The organism is Plantactinospora sp. CNZ321, assembly GCF_004217235.1.
Genome location: NZ_SHKQ01000001.1, coordinates 5,766,918 through 5,784,130, shown reverse-complemented (window position 1 = coordinate 5,784,130; position 17,213 = coordinate 5,766,918). Strand labels below are relative to the sequence as shown.

15 protein-coding genes, 1 tRNA gene and 2 pseudogenes are annotated in these 17,213 nt (G+C 70.6%); 11 read left to right on the top strand and 7 right to left on the bottom strand.

Translation table 11 applies throughout. The features are described 5' to 3' along the window. Positions 1-42: 42 nt before the first annotated feature. Positions 43-711, bottom strand: coding sequence for a leucine efflux protein LeuE (gene leuE / locus EV371_RS24930; protein ID WP_130464198.1), 669 nt, complete (start codon positions 709-711; stop codon positions 43-45). Beyond that, a complete protein-coding gene (locus tag EV371_RS24925) occupies positions 708-1,991 on the bottom strand; it encodes a GNAT family N-acetyltransferase (RefSeq protein ID WP_130464197.1) in 1,284 nt (427 codons plus the stop codon). The genes leuE and EV371_RS24925 overlap by 4 nt, the downstream gene beginning before the upstream one ends. A 39-nt stretch (positions 1,992-2,030) precedes the next feature. On the opposite strand from EV371_RS24925, the gene EV371_RS24920 reads away from it, so the two are divergent. The 11 genes and pseudogenes from EV371_RS24920 (at position 2,031) to rny (ending at position 13,059) form a co-directional block, all read left to right on the top strand. Further along, positions 2,031-3,371 (top strand): aminotransferase class I/II-fold pyridoxal phosphate-dependent enzyme, encoded by a 1,341-nt coding sequence (locus EV371_RS24920; protein WP_130464196.1) that lies wholly within the window; start codon positions 2,031-2,033, stop codon positions 3,369-3,371. Between the two features lie 71 nt (positions 3,372-3,442). Next, entirely contained in the window at positions 3,443-4,141 is a 699-nt protein-coding gene (locus EV371_RS24915) for a UdgX family uracil-DNA binding protein (protein ID WP_130464195.1), read from the top strand. 72 nt (positions 4,142-4,213) lie between these two features. Then, positions 4,214-5,356 (top strand): acyl-CoA dehydrogenase family protein, encoded by a 1,143-nt coding sequence (locus tag EV371_RS24910; protein ID WP_130464194.1) that lies wholly within the window; start codon positions 4,214-4,216, stop codon positions 5,354-5,356. A 170-nt stretch (positions 5,357-5,526) separates the two neighbouring features. Further along, positions 5,527-6,870 carry an MFS transporter gene (locus EV371_RS24905; RefSeq protein WP_130464193.1) on the top strand — a complete coding sequence of 448 codons (1,344 nt, stop codon included), beginning with the start codon at positions 5,527-5,529 and terminating at the stop codon, positions 6,868-6,870. Positions 6,871-6,912: 42 nt separating this feature from the next. Beyond that, the gene (locus tag EV371_RS24900; protein ID WP_130464192.1) at positions 6,913-7,113 is read left to right on the top strand and encodes a DUF3046 domain-containing protein; all 201 of its coding nucleotides are present in this window, start codon (positions 6,913-6,915) and stop codon (positions 7,111-7,113) included. 216 nt (positions 7,114-7,329) lie between these two features. Continuing rightward, positions 7,330-7,944 (top strand): annotated as a pseudogene (gene recA / locus EV371_RS34625) (recombinase RecA); the annotation flags it as partial. Next, a pseudogene (locus tag EV371_RS34620) lies at positions 7,936-8,808 on the top strand (LAGLIDADG endonuclease); the annotation flags it as partial. The pseudogenes recA and EV371_RS34620, both read left to right, overlap by 9 nt. A 171-nt stretch (positions 8,809-8,979) precedes the next feature. After that, positions 8,980-9,483, top strand: coding sequence for a hypothetical protein (locus tag EV371_RS34615; protein WP_486484968.1), 504 nt, complete (start codon positions 8,980-8,982; stop codon positions 9,481-9,483). 24 nt (positions 9,484-9,507) lie between these two features. Continuing rightward, the gene (locus tag EV371_RS24890) at positions 9,508-10,242 is read left to right on the top strand and encodes a regulatory protein RecX (RefSeq protein WP_130464191.1); all 735 of its coding nucleotides are present in this window, start codon (positions 9,508-9,510) and stop codon (positions 10,240-10,242) included. 175 nt (positions 10,243-10,417) lie between these two features. Then, positions 10,418-10,708, top strand: coding sequence for a hypothetical protein (locus EV371_RS24885; protein ID WP_486484778.1), 291 nt, complete (start codon positions 10,418-10,420; stop codon positions 10,706-10,708). A 575-nt stretch (positions 10,709-11,283) separates the two neighbouring features. Beyond that, on the top strand, positions 11,284-13,059 hold the full coding sequence (gene rny / locus EV371_RS24880) for a ribonuclease Y (protein WP_130464190.1): 1,776 nt from the start codon (positions 11,284-11,286) through the stop codon (positions 13,057-13,059). Positions 13,060-13,177: 118 nt separating this feature from the next. On the opposite strand, the gene EV371_RS24875 is transcribed toward rny, so the two are convergent. The 5 genes from EV371_RS24875 to EV371_RS24855 all read right to left on the bottom strand — a co-directional run bounded on the left by EV371_RS24875 (position 13,178) and on the right by EV371_RS24855 (position 16,964). Further along, on the bottom strand, positions 13,178-14,059 hold the full coding sequence (locus EV371_RS24875; RefSeq protein WP_130464189.1) for an ABC transporter permease subunit: 882 nt from the start codon (positions 14,057-14,059) through the stop codon (positions 13,178-13,180). Then, on the bottom strand, positions 14,056-14,712 hold the full coding sequence (locus EV371_RS24870; RefSeq protein WP_130464188.1) for an amino acid ABC transporter permease: 657 nt from the start codon (positions 14,710-14,712) through the stop codon (positions 14,056-14,058). Before EV371_RS24870 ends, EV371_RS24875 begins: the two co-directional genes overlap by 4 nt. 88 nt (positions 14,713-14,800) lie before the next feature. Beyond that, entirely contained in the window at positions 14,801-15,736 is a 936-nt protein-coding gene (locus tag EV371_RS24865; RefSeq protein ID WP_130464187.1) for a glutamate ABC transporter substrate-binding protein, read from the bottom strand. A gap of 59 nt (positions 15,737-15,795) precedes the next feature. After that, positions 15,796-16,548, bottom strand: a complete 753-nt coding sequence (locus EV371_RS24860; protein ID WP_130464186.1) for an ATP-binding cassette domain-containing protein — start codon at positions 16,546-16,548, stop codon at positions 15,796-15,798. Positions 16,549-16,868: 320 nt separating this feature from the next. Next, positions 16,869-16,964, bottom strand: a tRNA-Sec gene (locus tag EV371_RS24855). Positions 16,965-17,213 lie beyond the last annotated feature (249 nt).

Here is a 17,213-nt window from a genome sequence, read left to right as displayed (position 1 = left end):
TCTCATCGCTTTCCGTTGTAGCGGGGGCCCTTTCTTTCCACCTCAGCCGGCGCTGGCGGTGGCGAGCTTGATGCCGAAGCCGAGGAAGAGTGCCCCGATCCCGGTGGTCGCGCCGGCGGCCAGCCGCCGGCGGCGGCGGAACTGTACGGCCAGGAACGTGCCGCTGAAGATCAGCATGGTCAGGTAGAGCGCGCTGGTGACCTGGGCGATCGCGCCGAGCAGCAGGAAAGACAGTGCCGGGTAGGGATAGGTCGGATCGACGAACTGGATGAAGAAGGAGATGAAGAAGAGGATCGCCTTCGGGTTCAGCAGGCTGATCACCGCCGCCCGGCGGAACGGTCGGTCCGCCGCCGCCGGCCGGGTGTCGACCAGTGGCGCGACCGCCGGGTCGTGCCGGGTACGCCAGCGCCGCCACGCCCCGCGGAGCATCGTCAGCCCGACGTAGCCCAGGTAGGCCGCGCCGGCGTACTTGATCACCATGAAGATCGGCGGGTACGCCTTGAGCAGCGAGGCGACCCCGGCGGCGGAGAGCACCATCAGCACCGCGTCGCCGAGGAAGACCCCGGCGGCCGCCCGGTAGCCGGCACGTACCCCGGTCTTCGCGGCGGTGCTGAGCACGTAGAGCGAGTTCGGCCCGGGCAGCAGGATGATGGCGACCGTGCCCAGCACGTACGTCCAGATGTCGGTGATCCCCAGCACGCCGGTCATCATCGCCCCACCGACACGGCCTGTCGAAGCCTTTCCTGGAGCCTGAGCTGTGCCTTCGGCCACTCGTCGGCGAGCATCACGTACTGCACGGTGTCCCGCCACGAGCCGTCCGGCCGGATCCGGTGTCGCCGGAGCACCGCCTCCCGGGTCGCGCCGAGCCGCTCGATGGCGCGCTGCGACCGCTCGTTGCGGATGTCGGTGTGCCAGACCACCCGCTCCGCGCCGAGTTCGTCGAAGGCCCGGGCCAGCAGCAGCAGCTTCGCCTCGGTGTTCACCCCGGTGCGCCACCAGGGCCGGCCCAGCCAGGTGTGTCCGATCGCGACGCGGCGGTGCCCGGGGTCGATCTCGTAGTAGGAGGTGGTCCCGACCACCTCGCCGGTGGCCGCGTCGAGCTGCACCCACGGCACCCGCTCGCCCCGCCAGTGCGCATCCAGGGCGGTCCGGACGATCTCGGCCATCCCGGCCGGGTCGCGCGGCTGGACGACGCTCAGGTGGGACCAGACCTCCGGCGCGCGGGTCGCCGCGTACAGGGCGTCGACGTGCGACTCGGCCAGTGGCTCGAGCCGGACGTGCGTGCCGGCCATCGCCGCCGGGGTGTGCCAGCGGGAGCGGTCGGTGCGCAGGTACGCCGGCAGCGGGGCGGTCACCCCGACGTCCGGCTCGGGCCGCCCGGCGACGGTACGCAGCGGCAGCACCCCGGCCCAGTGCGGCAGATCGTGGTCGGCGGGCTCGTCGCGTACGCCGCCGCTGCGGGTGCGTAGCGAGACCTCGCGCAGCGGCAGAGCCAGCAGGGCGGTCTCGGCCAGCTCCCGGCGGCTCGGCGGGCGGCTGTCGGCGCTGCGCCCCCGACCGACCTTCTCGACCAGCGCGGTGAGCACCCTCCGCTGCTCCGACTCGTCGCCGACCAGGTGTGCGGTGCCGTGCGCGACCAGCGAGCGGTAGTTGGCGCTGTGGTGGAACTGGGAGCGCCCGTAGACCAGCCCGTCCAGCTGGGTCACCGCGACGCAGACCGGCAGCCCGGTGTCGCTCCGGGCGGCCAGCAGCGGCCGGCTGCCGGTCGAGCCGTGCAGGTAGAGCGTGTCGCCGACCCGGACGTGCAGGGTGGGCAGGAGTCGGGGCTCACCGTCCACGACGAACCCCAGGTGGCAGTGGTACGCCTCGTCGAGCAGCTCGTGTGCGGCGTCCCGTCGGTAGCTCATCCTCGACCGGTCGCGGGTGGCGGTGGTCCGCCGGGTCTGCGGGTAGCTCTCGGGTGGATCGTTCGGATGCTGGTGCTCGGCCATCTCGCGCTCGCCCTTTTGTTATAGTACAATCTCTGAACTGTGACAGCACATTATCAGATCGTCGGCACCACGGCGGCCCAGATATCGGCCAGCGTGGAAACCGGGGTCCGGACCGGCGAGCTGCCGGCCGGTGCCGCACTGCCCGCCGTCCGGACCCTGGCGCAGCGGCTCGGGGTCAGCCCGGCCACGGTCGCCAAGGCGTACCAGGGACTGCGCCAGCGCGGGGTGGTGGAGACCGCCGGCCGGCACGGCACCCGGATCCGCCCCAAGCCGCCGGTCACCGGCCGCCGCGCCGCGCTGCGGCTGCCCACGCCACCCGGCGCGCTCGACCTGTCGGTCGGCGAACCCGACTCCCGGCTGCTCCCGCCGATCGGCCCACAGTTGGCCGCGCTGGCCGGCGCCACCGGTGCCTCGGTCAACTACCGGGGCGGCGGGATACTGCCGGAACTCGTCGACGTCGCTCGGGAACGGCTGGCCGCCGACGGGGTGCCGGCCGAGGCGGTGACGGTGACCGGGGGCGCGTCGGACGGCATCGAACGGCTGCTGGTCAGCAACCTGAGCCCGGGCGACACGGTCGCGATCGAGGATCCGGGCTGGGCCAACACCATCGACCTGGTCGCCACGCTCGGCCTGCGGGCGGTGCCGATGCCGGTCGACGACGCCGGCCCCACCCCGGCCGGGTTGCGCGCCGTGCTGGCCGCCGGCGCCCGGGCGGTGGTGGTGACCAGCCGGGCACAGAACCCGACCGGGGCGGCGGTCACCGCCGAGCGTGCGGCGGCGCTGCGCGCGGTACTGGCCGACCACCCCGACGTACTGCTGGTCGAGGACGACCACGCCGCCGAACTGGCCGTCGAGCCGCTGCACAGCCTGGCCGGCACCACCCGGAACTGGGCCTTCGTCCGTTCGGCCAGCAAGCCGTACGGTCCGGACCTGCGGCTCGCCGTGCTCGCCGGGGACGAGGTGACCGTGGCCCGGGTGGCGGGCCGGCTGAGGGTCTGCTCCGGCTGGGTTTCCACCCTGCTGCAACGGCTCACGCTCGCGCTGTGGCGGGATCCGGCGGTCGCCGAGCGGATCGCGGTGGCCCGGGCCAGTTACGCCGACCGGATCGCCGCGCTGCGCGCCGCACTCGCCGAGCGCGGGTTGACCGGGCACGGACGTACCGGGATCAACGTCTGGTTGCCGGTGCCCGACGAGACCCGGGCGGTCGCGGTGCTGCGCGACGCCGGCTACGTGGTGGCGCCCGGCGCGCTGTTCCGGTTGGCCAGCGGGCCGGGCATCCGGATCACGGTCAGCCCGCTCGCCGCCGCCGACATCGCGCCACTGGCCGACGCGGTGGCCCGGGCCGCCGCGCCCGCCACGACGCCCACCCCGAGTGCCTGAAAGAATCTTGCGACCGCCACGCCGGCCGCGTGGAGTGCGTGAGCCGTGGGGTACGGGGTAGAACATGCGCTATGCCTGAGACGGAGACCGCCCCCGGAGCGCAGGAGTTCATCCCACCCGATGCCGACAGCCTGGCCGAGTTGCGCGCGGCGGCCGGCGGCTGCCGGGGCTGCGAGCTGTACCGGGACGCCACCCAGACGGTCTTCGGCCGCGGCGACGAGCGGGCCCGGGTCGTCTTCGTCGGCGAGCAGCCCGGCGACATGGAGGACCAGAAGGGACTGCCGTTCGTCGGGCCGGCCGGCCACCTGCTGCGACGCGCGGTGGACGAGGCCGGCATCGACCCGACACAGCTCTACATCACCAACGCGGTCAAGCACTTCCGCTTCGAGATGCGCGGCAAGCGCCGGCTGCACAAGACCCCCGACCGGGTGCACATTGTCGCCTGCCGGCCCTGGCTGGTCGCCGAGTTCGCCCGACTGCACCCCGAGGTCGTGGTGGTGCTCGGCGCGACGGCGGCCAAGGCGCTGCTCGGACCGTCGTTCCGGGTCACCCAGTCCCGGGGCGTACTGCTGCCGTGGCCCGAGTCGGCACAGCGGCCGGAGGACTTCGCCAAGGTACCGGTCGGGCCGACCGGCGAACGCGAGTCGGTCGCGCCTACCCGGCTGGTCGCCACCATCCACCCGTCCGCGGTGCTCCGCGCCGACGACCGGGACGCCGCGTACGCCGGCCTGGTCGCCGACCTGAGGGTGGTGGCCGGGGCGCTGGGCTGATCGCCGTACCGGGGGAGGCGCGTCCCGGCCGGCCCTTGGGTCCGCCGGTGGCGCCGGGGCAGACTGACCGGCATGGAACAGCACCTCTACCAGCCCGTGCACGACGAGTTCCGCCAGCTGTGCCGGACGTTCCTCCAGCGCGAGGCGGTGCCGCACCACGACCGGTGGGAGGCGGACGGCATCGTGGACCGCCAGGTGTGGCGCCGGGCCGGTGCCGCCGGACTGCTCGGAACGGACATCCCCGAGGAGTACGGCGGCGGCGGTCAGCGGGACTTCCGGTTCAACGCCGTACTCGTCGAGGAGATCGTCGGCAGCGGCTGTTCCGGGCTCGGGTTCGGGCTGCACAACGACGTGGTGGCGCCGTACCTGAGCGAGCTGGCCAGCGACGAGCAGCGGGCGCGCTGGCTGCCCGGCTTCTGCACCGGTGACATCGTCACCGCGATCGCGATGAGCGAGCCGGGCGCCGGAAGTGACCTGGCCGGGATCCGCACCACCGCGACCCGGGACGGCGGCGACTACGTCCTGAACGGACAGAAGACCTTCATCACCAACGGCGAGCTGGCCGACCTGGTCGTGGTGGTGGCGAAGACCGCGCCGGAGCGCGGCGCGCACGGCGTGAGCCTGCTGGTGGTCGAGCGCGGCGCACCCGGCTTCAGCCGCGGGCGGCGGCTGGCCAAGGTGGGGCTGAAGGCCAACGACACCGCGGAACTCTTCTTCGACGAGTGCCGGGTGCCGGCGGCGAACCTGCTCGGTACGGAGAACAGGGGCTTCTACCACCTGATGGCGAACCTGCCCCGGGAACGGCTCGGCATCGCGGTCGCGGCGGTCGCCGCCGCCGAGCGGCTGCTCGCGGTCACCCTCGAACACGCCCGGTCCCGCCAGGCGTTCGGCAGGCCGATCGGCGCCTTCCAGCACAACCGCTTCCTCCTCGCCGAGCTGGACACCGAGGTCACCATCGCCCGCACCTTCCTGAACCACTGCGTCGTCGAGTTCAACGCGGGCCGGCTCTCCGCGGTGGACGCGGCGAAGGTCAAGTGGTGGACCACCGAGTTGCAGAACCGGGTCGCCGACCGCTGCGTCCAGCTGCACGGCGGCTACGGCTACATGCTGGAGTACCCGGTCGCCCGGGCCTGGCTGGACGGCCGGGTGCAGACCATCTACGGCGGTACCACCGAGATCATGAAGGAGATCATCGGCCGCGACCTGGGTCTGTGAGGCGTCGACGGTCCGCGCTACGCCGTCGGCGAATCGGGGTTGAACCGGGCCCGAAGGCCGTGCTTCGATCCGCGGGTAAGGATGGCACCCGCCCACCGCTCCTTAGGGGCGGACGGTGTGTGCCTCCCGCCGGCAGCGGCGGGTCCGAACGGGGGACGGGGGCGGTTGGCATGACGGCGGAAGTAACCACCGAAGTCGACGGCCGTCCCGGCGCGACGGCGCCGGCCGAGGTCGCCCGGATCCAGCGGCGCACGCTGCTGCTGCTCTGCCTCACCCAGATCGTCGGCGGCACCGGGATGACCATCGGGATGACCGTCGGGGTGCTGCTCGCCGCCCGGCTCGGCGGCACCGGGATCTCCGGTCTCGTGCAGAGCGCCTCGGTGGTCGGCGGCGCACTGCTCGCCGTACCGGTGAGCCGGATCATGCGCGACGGGGGCCGGCGGCCCGGTCTGATCGTCGCGTACCTGACCGGCGCGCTGGGCGGTGTCCTGATGATCGCGGCGGCGGTCGCCGACTGGGTACCGCTGCTCTTCGTCGGCGCGTTCTTCTTCGGCGGTGGCACCACCGCCGGGCTCCAGGCCCGGTACGCCGCCGTCGACCTGGCCGAGCCGGCCCGCCGGGGCCGGCACCTGTCGATCGCCGTCTGGGCCACCACCATCGGCGCGGTGACCGCCCCGAACCTCGCCGCGCCGGCCGACCGGGCGCTGGCCTGGACCGGGGTACCCACGCTGGCCGGCCCGTTCGTCTTCAGCGTGCTCGCCTTCGGGCTGGCTGCCGGCGTACTCCTGGTGTTCCTCCGGCCCGACCCGCTGCTGACCGCGCGCCGGCTAGCGGCCGCCGCCGCATCCGGCACCGGCGCATCCGGCACCGCCGCACCCGGCACCGGCGCCCGGTCCGGGCGGGACGACGGCCTGCGCGGCGCCTTCCGGGTGATCCGCGACCTGCCGGCGGCCCGGCTCGGCATCTCCGCCGTCGCGACGGGGCACCTGGTGATGGTCGGGGTGATGGTGATGACCCCGGTACGCCTCGGCGAGTGGCACTCCGACGCCCACCTGCTCCGGGTGGTCGGCATCGTGCTCAGCCTGCACATCGCCGGGATGTTCGCGCTCGCCCCGGTGGTCGGCTGGCTCACCGACCGGGTCGGCCGGCGGGCCGTGATCCTCGGCGGGCTCGGCCTGCTCCTCGCCGCCTGCGCCGTCGCCGGGACCGCCGGGCACGACACCGTCCGGATCTCGATCGGGCTCACCCTGCTCGGGCTGGGCTGGTCCGGCACGATGGTGGCCGGCTCGACCCTGCTGTCGGAGTCGGTGCCGGCCGAGGTACGCCCGGCGGTGCAGGGGCTCTCCGACCTGACCATGGGGCTGGCCGGGGCGCTCGCCGGGGCGCTGAGCGGGTTTGTCATCCAGGTTGCCGGCTATCCGGTGCTCAACGCGCTGGCGGCGGTCGCGGTGGTCCCGCTGCTGGCGCTAGCGTTGCGGACGGCGCCGCCGCGGGTGCGGGCAACCGGTGCCTGAGGACGGGCGGGCGGGTGCCCGTCGCGGAAGGGGATTGGTGCGGTGCGGCTGACGGACTTCTGGGCGCGGCTGGAGCAGGCATTCGGCCCGGCGTACGCCGGCAGCATCGCCGCCGACCAGGTGTTGCCGCAGTTGGGGGGCCGGACCATCCGGCAGGCGCTGGAGGCCGGCGAGGAGACCGTCGTGGTGTGGCGGGCGGTCTGCGCGGCGTACCCGGACCGGGTGCCGGCCCGGCTACGCTGACCTTTGATCGACGCGCGTCTCAAAGTGATCGTTTGGGCACTTGCAGTAGTTTGGCGTGTCGTGTGCCGAGTCGTACACCTGTTCGGCTATTGTCCACAGCATGGTGCTCGTCCACAGGTCACGGCCGGCCGGCTGTTTTCTGTCGGACCGAGGGCCTAGCGTGTGCGCGTGACGAAAAGCTCAGCGAAGATGCCGGCGAAGGCAGGGGTGGCAACCATGGCGGCAGGACCTGACCGGGAGAAGGCACTCGACCTTGCTCTCGCTCAGATCGACAAGCAGTTCGGCAAGGGCTCGGTGATGCGGCTGGGGGAGCGGCCGGTCATCCAGACCGCCGTGATCCCGACCAGCTCCATCGCGCTCGACGTGGCGCTCGGCGTGGGGGGCCTGCCGCGCGGCCGGGTCGTCGAGATCTACGGACCGGAGAGCAGCGGTAAAACGACCGTCGCGCTGCACGCGGTCGCCAACGCGCAGAAGGCCGGCGGCATCGCCGCGTTCATCGACGCCGAGCACGCCCTCGACCCTGAGTACGCGAAGGCGCTCGGTGTGGACACCGACGCGATGCTGGTCTCCCAGCCCGACACCGGTGAGCAGGCGCTGGAGATCGCCGACATGCTGATCCGGTCCGGCGCGCTGGACATCATCGTGATCGACTCGGTCGCCGCGCTGGTGCCGCGCGCCGAGATCGAGGGCGAGATGGGCGACAGCCACGTCGGCCTCCAGGCCCGGCTGATGAGCCAGGCGCTGCGGAAGATCACCGGTGTGCTCAGCCACACCGGCACCACCGCGATCTTCATCAACCAGCTCCGGGAAAAAATCGGTGTTATGTTCGGTTGTGGATCATGGGACACGAGGGTGACCCTGGCCGACGGATCCCAGGAGCTTCTCGGCAAGATCGTCACGGAGAAGATGGACGTCGAGGTGCTCTCCTACGACGGCGACCTGGGTTGTCTCCGGCCGCGCCGGGTCGTCAACTGGTTCAACAACGGTAAGACCGAGGAGTTCCTGCGGTTCAAGGTGGATCGGGCCGGCGGCGGCGCGGGGCATGGTCGAGCGATCATGTCCATGACCCGTAACCACCTCATCATGACCCCCGGTGGTTGGCGCGAGGCCGGCGAGCTCGCGGTCGGCGACCGGGTGATGCTCGCACAGCCGCACCTGCTCGGCCCCTCACAGTGGCAGATCGTGCTCGGCTCGCTGATGGGAGACGGCAATCTCTCGCCTGCCGCCCGGCCCGACAGTGAGAGCGGACGGTTCCGGATGGGACACGGCGCCAAGCAGGCGGCCTACCTGGACTGGAAGGTCTCGCTGCTGGCCAACGTCCCACACTGCCGCAGTTCCAACGCCAAGGGGGCCGTCTTCGCCGACTTCACACCGCTCGCCGAGCTGGGCGAGTTGCGTCAGGCGGTCTACCTGGGCGACGGCAGGAAGCACCTGAGCTGGGACTACCTCAAGGAGCTCACTCCGCTGGCCCTTGCTGTGTGGTACATGGACGATGGGACGTTCACCCTGCGCTCGAAGGGGCTCCAGGAGCGGACCAGGGGCGGCAGCGGTCGCGTCGAGATCTGTGTCGAGGCGATGAGCGAGGGAAGTCGGCAACGTCTCCTGGAGTACCTGCGCGACGGTTGGCGCCTCGACGTCAAACTGACCCGCCGAGGTAAGCGGCAGGTCAATGTTTTGCGGTTCACCACTGCCGCGTCGGAGAAGTTCCAGGAACTCGTGGCGCCCTACATCCCCGAATGCATGGAGTACAAGCTTCTGCCGAAGTTCCGTGGGCAGTGCGCTGTGGTGCCGGAGTTCATGGCACCCGTCGTGCATCCGCTTCCCGCGCGGATTCTCGACATTGAGGTGCGGCGCGACTACAAGAGGATGGATCGGTTCGACATCGAGATCGAGAGTTCGCACAACTACCTCGCGGACGGCATTCTGGTGCACAACAGCCCCGAGACGACCACCGGTGGTCGGGCGCTGAAGTTCTACGCCTCGGTCCGGCTCGACGTGCGACGCATCGAGAGCCTCAAGGACGGCACCGACGTGGTCGGCAACCGGACCCGGGTCAAGGTCGTAAAGAACAAAGTTGCGTCCCCATTCAAGCAAGCAGAGTTCGACATCATGTATGGCAAGGGCATCTCCCGGGAGGGCTCGCTGATCGACGTCGGCGTGGAGCAGTCGATCATCCGCAAGTCCGGCGCCTGGTACACCTACGACGGTGACCAGCTCGGCCAGGGCAAGGAGAAGGCCCGCGAGTTCCTGCGGGAGAACCCGGACGTGGCGGCCGAGATCGAGAAGAAGATCCTGGAGAAGCTCGGTGTCGGACTGGCGGCCGGGACGGACGCGACCGGCGGGCCGGAGCTGCCGCCGGTGGACTTCTGACGTCTCGACTGAGTCCACATCAACGTGCCAGGACGACGTGGAGCCCGTACGGGCCGGGGGTGGGACGCCGCCCCGTCGGCCCGTACGGGCAGCAGCGGCACCGGCCGTGCACGCCGGGGCCGGTCAGGTGGCTCCGGCACCCCGTCCGGGCGGTGGCCCGCCGGGGCGGCGGGACCGGATGATCCGGCAACCGACGAGTCGCCGACGCCTGCTCGTGACGACGCGGAGCGGGCCCGGGAGATCTGCCTGCGGCAGCTCGCCGTGCGCCCGCGTACCCGGGCCGAGCTGGCCACCGCGCTCGCCCGGCGGGGCATTTCCGAAGAGGTGGCCGCCCAGGTTCTCGACCGCTACGACGAGGTCGGCATCATCGACGACGCCGCTTTCGCCCGGGCCTGGGTGAGCAGCCGTCACCAGGGCCGAGGGCTCGCCCGTCGGGCGCTCGCCAACGAGCTGCGCCAGCGGGGCGTGGACGCCGACATCGCGACCGAGGCGCTCGGCGAGTTGGACGAGTCGACCGAGGCCGAGACCGCCCGGCAACTGGTCGTCCGGAAACTGCGTACCGCCACCGGCTCGCCCGAGGCGGTCTTCCGGCGGTTGGTCGGAATGCTGGCCCGGAAGGGCTATCCGCCCGGGGTGGCGATCCGGGCCGTCAAGGACGCGCTGGCCGAGCGGGACGCCGAGGCGGCCGAGTTCGCCGACCAGATCGACGCGGACGCGCTGGCCGAGGCCGGCGCGGAACCCGATCGCGACGCTCTCTAGTAGTACTTTGTCGAGGGGGGCATTGGCGGCGACACGGACATCGTTGCGGCGGTGGGCGGGCGTGCCCAGGTGGGTTCGGGTCGTGGTGATCGCCGCTGTTTGTGTCTTTGCGTATGGCGGGATTGTTCACTTGGGCGATGTGCTCGGTGTCCGGCCGGGTGGTCCAGGTCCGTCCGTGCCGGCGTGGCTGATGTGGTACTTCACCTCGCTGACCGTCTTCGACCCGCTTGCGGCGCTGTTGCTGGCGCTGCGCCGGCTTGAAGGGCTGTTGCTCGGCTGTCTGGTGCTCGCCAGCGACGCGGTGGCGAACGGGTATGCCAACTACGTGCTGGACACCGCGCCTGGGATCACGCTCGGCCGGATCGGGCAAGCGTTCGTCACGGTACTCGCGGTTGCACTTGTCGCTGCGGCGCCCGGGGTTGCACCCTGGCTGCACGGGCCGGGACGTCTCGGACTACTGCCATGATCGAAAGACGGTGCCGGGTCAGGCTGCTCGAGTGGCCGGTTGGCTGCCGGCTGGGAGCGCTTCCGTTTCGACCGCCAGAGGTGGTCACCGAGGCCCGAGGCAGGAGTCGGATTCCGGACTCGCCCCCTTATGCCCACCCCGCTATCAGCCTCCAGTGAGCGTGCCGTCGCGCTACGTCAGGCACCTGGCCGGATCATGAGTTTCTTGACCGAATGCCCCATCGCGACCTAGCCTCGCCTTAGACGAGTTTTCCCGACCATCGCAGGCTAAGCGCACAACATAGATCGCGTAACAGTACGGCATCACTTCGGGCCAGTTCAGTGGCCAGATACTCGGTTACCGGGCGGGCCGGTCCGGCAACCGCAGCACCAGCAGCACCCGGTCGTCGGCGGTGTCCCCGGGGGCACTGCCCGGTGGCCGTACCCTCGGCCAGCCGCCTCGGTCGGGCGTCGTGACAGCCGTAGGGGCATCCTCACCCACGGGATGCCACTCCGGCGCTTGACGGGCACAGGGGAGGCGGCCATGACCGAGCGGGCCAGGATCGGTAGCGGGTTCAGTCACGCCGGAGCGCACCGGTGAGCGGCCTCGAAGGGATACTGCTGGCGGCCATCGTAGGGCTGGTCGCGCTGGTGCTCGTCGCGATCAGCCTGGGCGCCCGGGCGCTGCGCCGGATCGGCAGCGTGGCCGCCGCGCCGCCGCCGGACGATCCGGCCTTCGTCGCCGAGAAGGACCGGCAGGAGCAGTCGCTGGCCGCGCTGCGTACCGCCGCGGACGAGGCGTCGTCCAGCGTCGACACGGCCAAGTCGGCCGCCGCCGCGGCCCGGGCCGACGCTGCGGCCGCGAAGGCCGAGGCGAGCGCCGCCCGGGCCGAGGCGCAGCGGGTGCTGGACGCCGCCCGGGCCGAGGCCGACACCGTACTGGACCGGGCACACCGGCAGGCCGAGGCGGACGCCGAGCAGGTGCGCGCGGCAGCCCGCCGCAGCGGCGAGCGGGAGATCTCGCTGCTCGCCTCCACCACCCGGGAACAGGCGGCGGAGGTGGAGCGGCGAGCCCAGCGGATGGACGATCGGGAGCGGCTGCACACCGAGGAGGTGGAACGGCTCGCCGAGCGGGAGCGCCAGCTGACCGCCGCGACCGCCGAGCTGGCGGCCCGGAAGGCGGCGCTGGTCGCCCGGGAGACGGCCCTGGCCGAGGCGGAGGAGCAGCGCAAGCGGGAGCTGGAGCGGATCGCCGGGCTGACCGCCGACGCGGCCCGGGCCGAGCTGGTGGAGGCGATCGAGGGACAGGCGAAGCGGGAGGCGGCGATCCTGGTCCGGGACATCGAGGCCGACGCCCGGAACACCGCCGAGCAGCGGGCCCGGCACATCGTGGTCGACGCGATCCAGCGGGTGGCCAGCGAGCAGACCGCGGAGAGCGTGGTCAGCGTGCTGCACCTGCCCGGCGACGAGATGAAGGGCCGGATCATCGGCCGCGAGGGGCGCAACATCCGGGCCTTCGAGTCGGTCACCGGGGTCAACCTGATCATCGACGACACTCCGGAAGCCGTACTGCTCTCCTGCTTCGACCCGGTGCGCCGGGAAATCGGCCGGTTGACCCTGGAGAAGCTGGTACTCGACGGTCGGATCCACCCGCACCGCATCGAGGAGGTCTTCGAGACCGCCAAGCACGAGGTGGAGCGGCTCTGCCAACGGGCCGCCGAGGACGCCCTGGTCGAGGTGGGCATCACCGAGATCCATCCCGAGATGGTGAGTCTGCTGGGGCGGTTGCGCTACCGGACGTCGTACGGGCAGAACGTGCTCAAGCACCTGGTCGAGACCGCGCACATCGCCGGGATCATGGCCGCCGAGCTGCGGCTGGACGTGCCGCTGATCAAGCGGTCCGCGTTCCTGCACGACATCGGCAAGGCGCTCACCCACGAGGTGGAGGGAAGCCACGCGCTGATCGGCGCCGACCTGGCCCGCAAGTACGGCGAGGCGGAGGAGGTCGTGCACGCGATCGAGGCGCATCACAACGAGGTGCCGCCGCAGACCGTCGAGGCGGTGCTGACCCAGGCCTCCGACGCCTGTTCCGGCGGTCGGCCGGGCGCCCGCCGGGAGAGCCTGGAGGCGTACGTCAAGCGGCTGGAACGGATCGAGGAGATCGCCGGCGGCAAGTCGGGCGTGGAGAAGGTCTTCGCCATGCAGGCGGGCCGGGAGATCCGGGTGATGGTCAAGCCGGACGACGTCGACGAGATCGGCGCGGCGGTGCTGGCCCGGGACGTGGCGAAGCAGATCGAGGAGGAGCTGACCTATCCCGGTCAGATCCGGGTGACCGTCGTACGCGAGTCCCGGGTCACCGAGATCGCCCGCTGACGGCCCGTCCTCCTCGAACCCGCTGGTGAAGCCAGCCTCACGCCCCGGCCTGAATGCCATTTGGTGGCGGCCGGGAGGTGAGGCTGGCTGCGTGAGGAGAGCGGCGGCGCGGACTGCCTCAGCCGACGCTGGCGGTCCCGCTCGCGGGGTTACCGATGTCCTCGGTTTCCGCCACCGGGGCGGCCGTCTTCGGAGTCCGCATCATCCGTTTCTGGAGCCACCAGGCCAGCATCGAGAGCAGGCCGCAGATGGAGATGTAGATGACGGCGATGATCAGGTACGTCGGCACGTACGGCAACCCGAACGACAGCCGACCGCCGATCGTCTTGCCGACGTAGAGCAGCTCCGGATAGGTGATGATGAAGCCGAGCGCGGTGTCCTTGAGCAGCACGACCAGCTGGCTGACGATCGCCGGCAGCATCGAGCGCACCGCCTGGGGCAGCAGGATCAGCCGGAGTACCTGGTTCTTCCGCAGGCCGATCGCGTACGCGCCCTCGGCCTGGCCCCGCGGAACGGCGTTCAGGCCGGCCCGGAAGATCTCGGCCAGCACCGAGCCGTTGTACAGGGTCAGCCCGATGACCAGGGCCCAGAGCTTGTCGATCGGCCAGCCGTACTGCAGCGGCACGTAGTAGCCGAAGAAGATCAGGATCAGCAGCGGGATGGCCCGGAAGAGTTCGACGACGAAGCTCGCCGGCGCCCGCAGGATCCACCGGTCGCTGAGCCGGGCGCTGGCGAAGACGGCGCCGAAGAGCAGGGCGAGCACCGTGGCGATGCCGGCCGCCTTGAGGGTGGCCCAGAGCCCGTTGAGCAGCTCGATCTGTACGGCCTCGAACTTGAACTGCTCCCACTTCAGCGCCTCGAACTGGCCGGTCTGCCACAGCCGGTAGCCCACGAAGGCGATCAGACCGGCGATCCCGGCGATCGCGAGGATCCCGATCAGGCCGTTGCGGCGGCGTGCTTTCGGCCCCGGCAGGTCGTAGAGAACCGTCGCCTGACTCACCGTGCCACCGTCCACTTACGCTCGAGGAACCGCTGGAGGTAGACCAGCGGAAGGATGAGGATGAGGAAGCCGATCGTGATCCAGAGCAGCACGGCGAACTGCGGTTCACCCCGCTCGGCCATGTACGCCGGGATGGCACCGGCCTCCAGCACAGAGAATCCGGCGGCGATGGTGGTGTTCTTGAGCATCGCGATCATTACGCTCATCATCGGCGGCACCATGGAACGGAACGCCTGTGGCAGGACGATCAGCCCGAGTACCTGGTCGAAGGTCATGCCCAGGGCGCGGGCCGCCTCGGCCTGTCCGGCCGCCACGGTGTTGACGCCGGACCGGACCACCTCGCAGACGAATGCGGAGGTGTAGAGCGTGAGCGCGATGCAGGCGGCCGGGAAGTAGTCGATGTTGACGTCGAGTTTCGGCACCGCGAAGACGAGGAACGCGAAGACCAGCGTCAGTGGGGTGTTACGCAGCAGGTTGACGTACGCCGCCCCGAACGCGCGCAGCGCGGGAACCGGGGATACCCGCATCGCACCGAGCAGGGTGCCGAGAACGAGGGTGAAGACGGCGGAGATCAGAAAGAGTTCGACGGTATTGGTGAACCCGTCGACGAACAGGTCCTGGTTGTCCGTCAGTACACGGAAGAACTCGCCCATGCCTCGCTCTCAGTCGTCGCCAGGCCGGGCGGGGAGCGGGAACTCCCCGCCCGGCGTCGTTAGCAGATCAGCTAGCCTTTAGCGGCTCTCAGTACCGCTCCAGCGTCGGCGGGCTCGCCGGGGAGCCGGACTTGCCCAGCGTGCCGTCGTAGATCTTCTGCCAGGTGCCGTCGGTGAACGCCGCCTCGATCTGGTCGTTGACGTAGTCCCGCAGCGCCTTGTCGTCCTTGGGCAGGCCGATGCCGTATTTCTCGGTGCTGAACGGCTCGCCGACGACCTTGAGCTCACCGGCCGCCTGCGCCGCATAGCCCTTGAGGATGGCGTCGTCGGTGGTGAGCGCGTCCACCTTGCCGTCCAGCAGCTGCGACACGCACTCGGAGTACGTCTTGAACTCGACGATGTTCTCCGGCTCGGTCAGGCCCTCGTCCCGGATCTTCTGGATCGGGGTCGAACCGGTCGCGGAGCAGACCTTCTTGCCCTTGAGGGTGTCCTTGCCGGTGATCGCGCTCTCGTCCTTGCGGACCAGCAGGGACTGCCCGGCGACGTAGTACGGCCCGGCGAAGGAGATGTCGTTCTTCCGCTTGTCCGTGATCGAGTAGGTGCCGACGTAGTAGTCGACCTCGCCACCCTTGATCGCGGTCTCCCGGTTCGCCGACGGGATCTCCTTGTATTCGATCTTCGACGGGTCGATCCCGAGCTTGCTCGCGATGTACTGGGCGATCTCGATGTCGAAGCCGCAGCGGGTGCCCTGGGCGTCCTTGTAGCCGAGGAAGGGCTGGTCGAACTTGACGCCGACGGCGACCTTGCCGGCCGCCTTGATCTTGTCGTAGGTCGGGCTGCCGGTGATGGCGACGTTGGAGGCCGGGGTGAAGGTGGTGCCGGACGACTGGCAGGTGTCGCCGATCGGCGCGTCGGAGCCGTTGCCGGCGCCACTCGGCGTCGGCGCGCCCTCTTCACCGCAGGCCGCCACCGACAGGGCGAGCGCCGCCATAGCGGTCAATGCCGCCATGCGTGCGATACGCATTATCTTTCTCCTCCTCTTGGTGGAGCGGCGCCCGCAGCGACGCTCCACATACTGGACAACTAGTGGGTCAGGATCTTCGACAGGAAGTCCTTGGCCCGCTCGCTGCGCGGGTTGCCGAAGAACTCGTCCGGCGGCGCGTCCTCGACGAGCTGGCCGTCGGCCATGAAGATGACCCGCTTGGCAGCGTGCCGGGCGAAGCCCATCTCGTGGGTGACCACGACCATCGTCATGCCGTCGGTGGCCAGCGAGGTCATCACGTCCAGCACCTCGCCGACCATCTCCGGGTCCAGCGCGCTGGTGGGCTCGTCGAAGAGCATCGCCTTCGGCTGCATGGCCAGGGCCCGGGCGATCGCGGCCCGCTGCTGCTGCCCGCCGGAGAGCTGGGCGGGGTACTTGTCTGCCTGGCTCGCGATTCCGACCCGCTCCAGCAGCTGCATGGCGCGGTCCCGGGCGACGGCCGGCTTTTCCTTGCGGACCTTGATCGGGCCGAGGGTCACGTTGTCCAGAATGCTTTTGTGGGCGAAAAGATTGAACGACTGGAAGACCATGCCGACCTCGCTGCGCAACCGGGCCAGGGCCCGCCCTTCGGCCGGTAGCGGCTGACCGTCAAACGTGATCGTCCCGGAGTTGATCGGCTCCAACCGGTTTATCGCGCGGCACAGCGTCGACTTTCCGGAGCCGGACGGGCCGATGACCACGACCACCTCGCCCCGCTGCACGGAGAGGCTGACGTCCTGCAACACGTGCAACGGGCCGAACCACTTGTTGACGCCGTCAAGCCTGATGAGCGGCTGGTCGGTCGTACCGGTCACGTCGTCTCCTCGCTGCGCTCGTCGGCGCCATGACCCGGTGTGCTGAGCCGGCTGACGCCGTCGCTCCGCTCGGTCATGCCCCTACCTGTCTCGTCCACGATCTGTCGCACCGGATTCCGCTGAATCGGTGACGCAACTCTAGGGGACCTGACGTGCTGGAATGCAATCGAGTTCATCACGGGGCGGTAACACCGCCAGCGCCGATCGGGGCTGTCTGCTAGGACTTGTTGACTCTGAGTGACGCCCCGCTGATGGTGCCTCTCGAGCGACGCGGACTGCTGGTGACCGAACCTGACATCGGAGTGCAGCGGGGGATGAGCTGGCGGAGGCGTACGGGAATCGAACCCGCCCGACCGAGCTACTCGGTCGCATCGGTTTTGAAGACCGTGAGGACCACCAGGCGCCTGCCCGCCTCCGTGGCCAGCGGCGTTGTTCCGCCCCTGATCGTAGGGGGTGCGCCATTCGGGTGCTTCGCGGAGCCGCCTATCAGCCCCATCGACTGGACCCGGCATGGACACGTCGCGACACGACCCTGATCACCGACCTGCCGGACACGCTGGAGGTGTTCGTCGCGCTCACTGCGGCGCATCAGGGCGTAGCCACGTCCGCCCGCGCCACCCGTACCGGCGGGGACCCCGGTGCCCTGTCAGCGGGGCTAGGTTCGG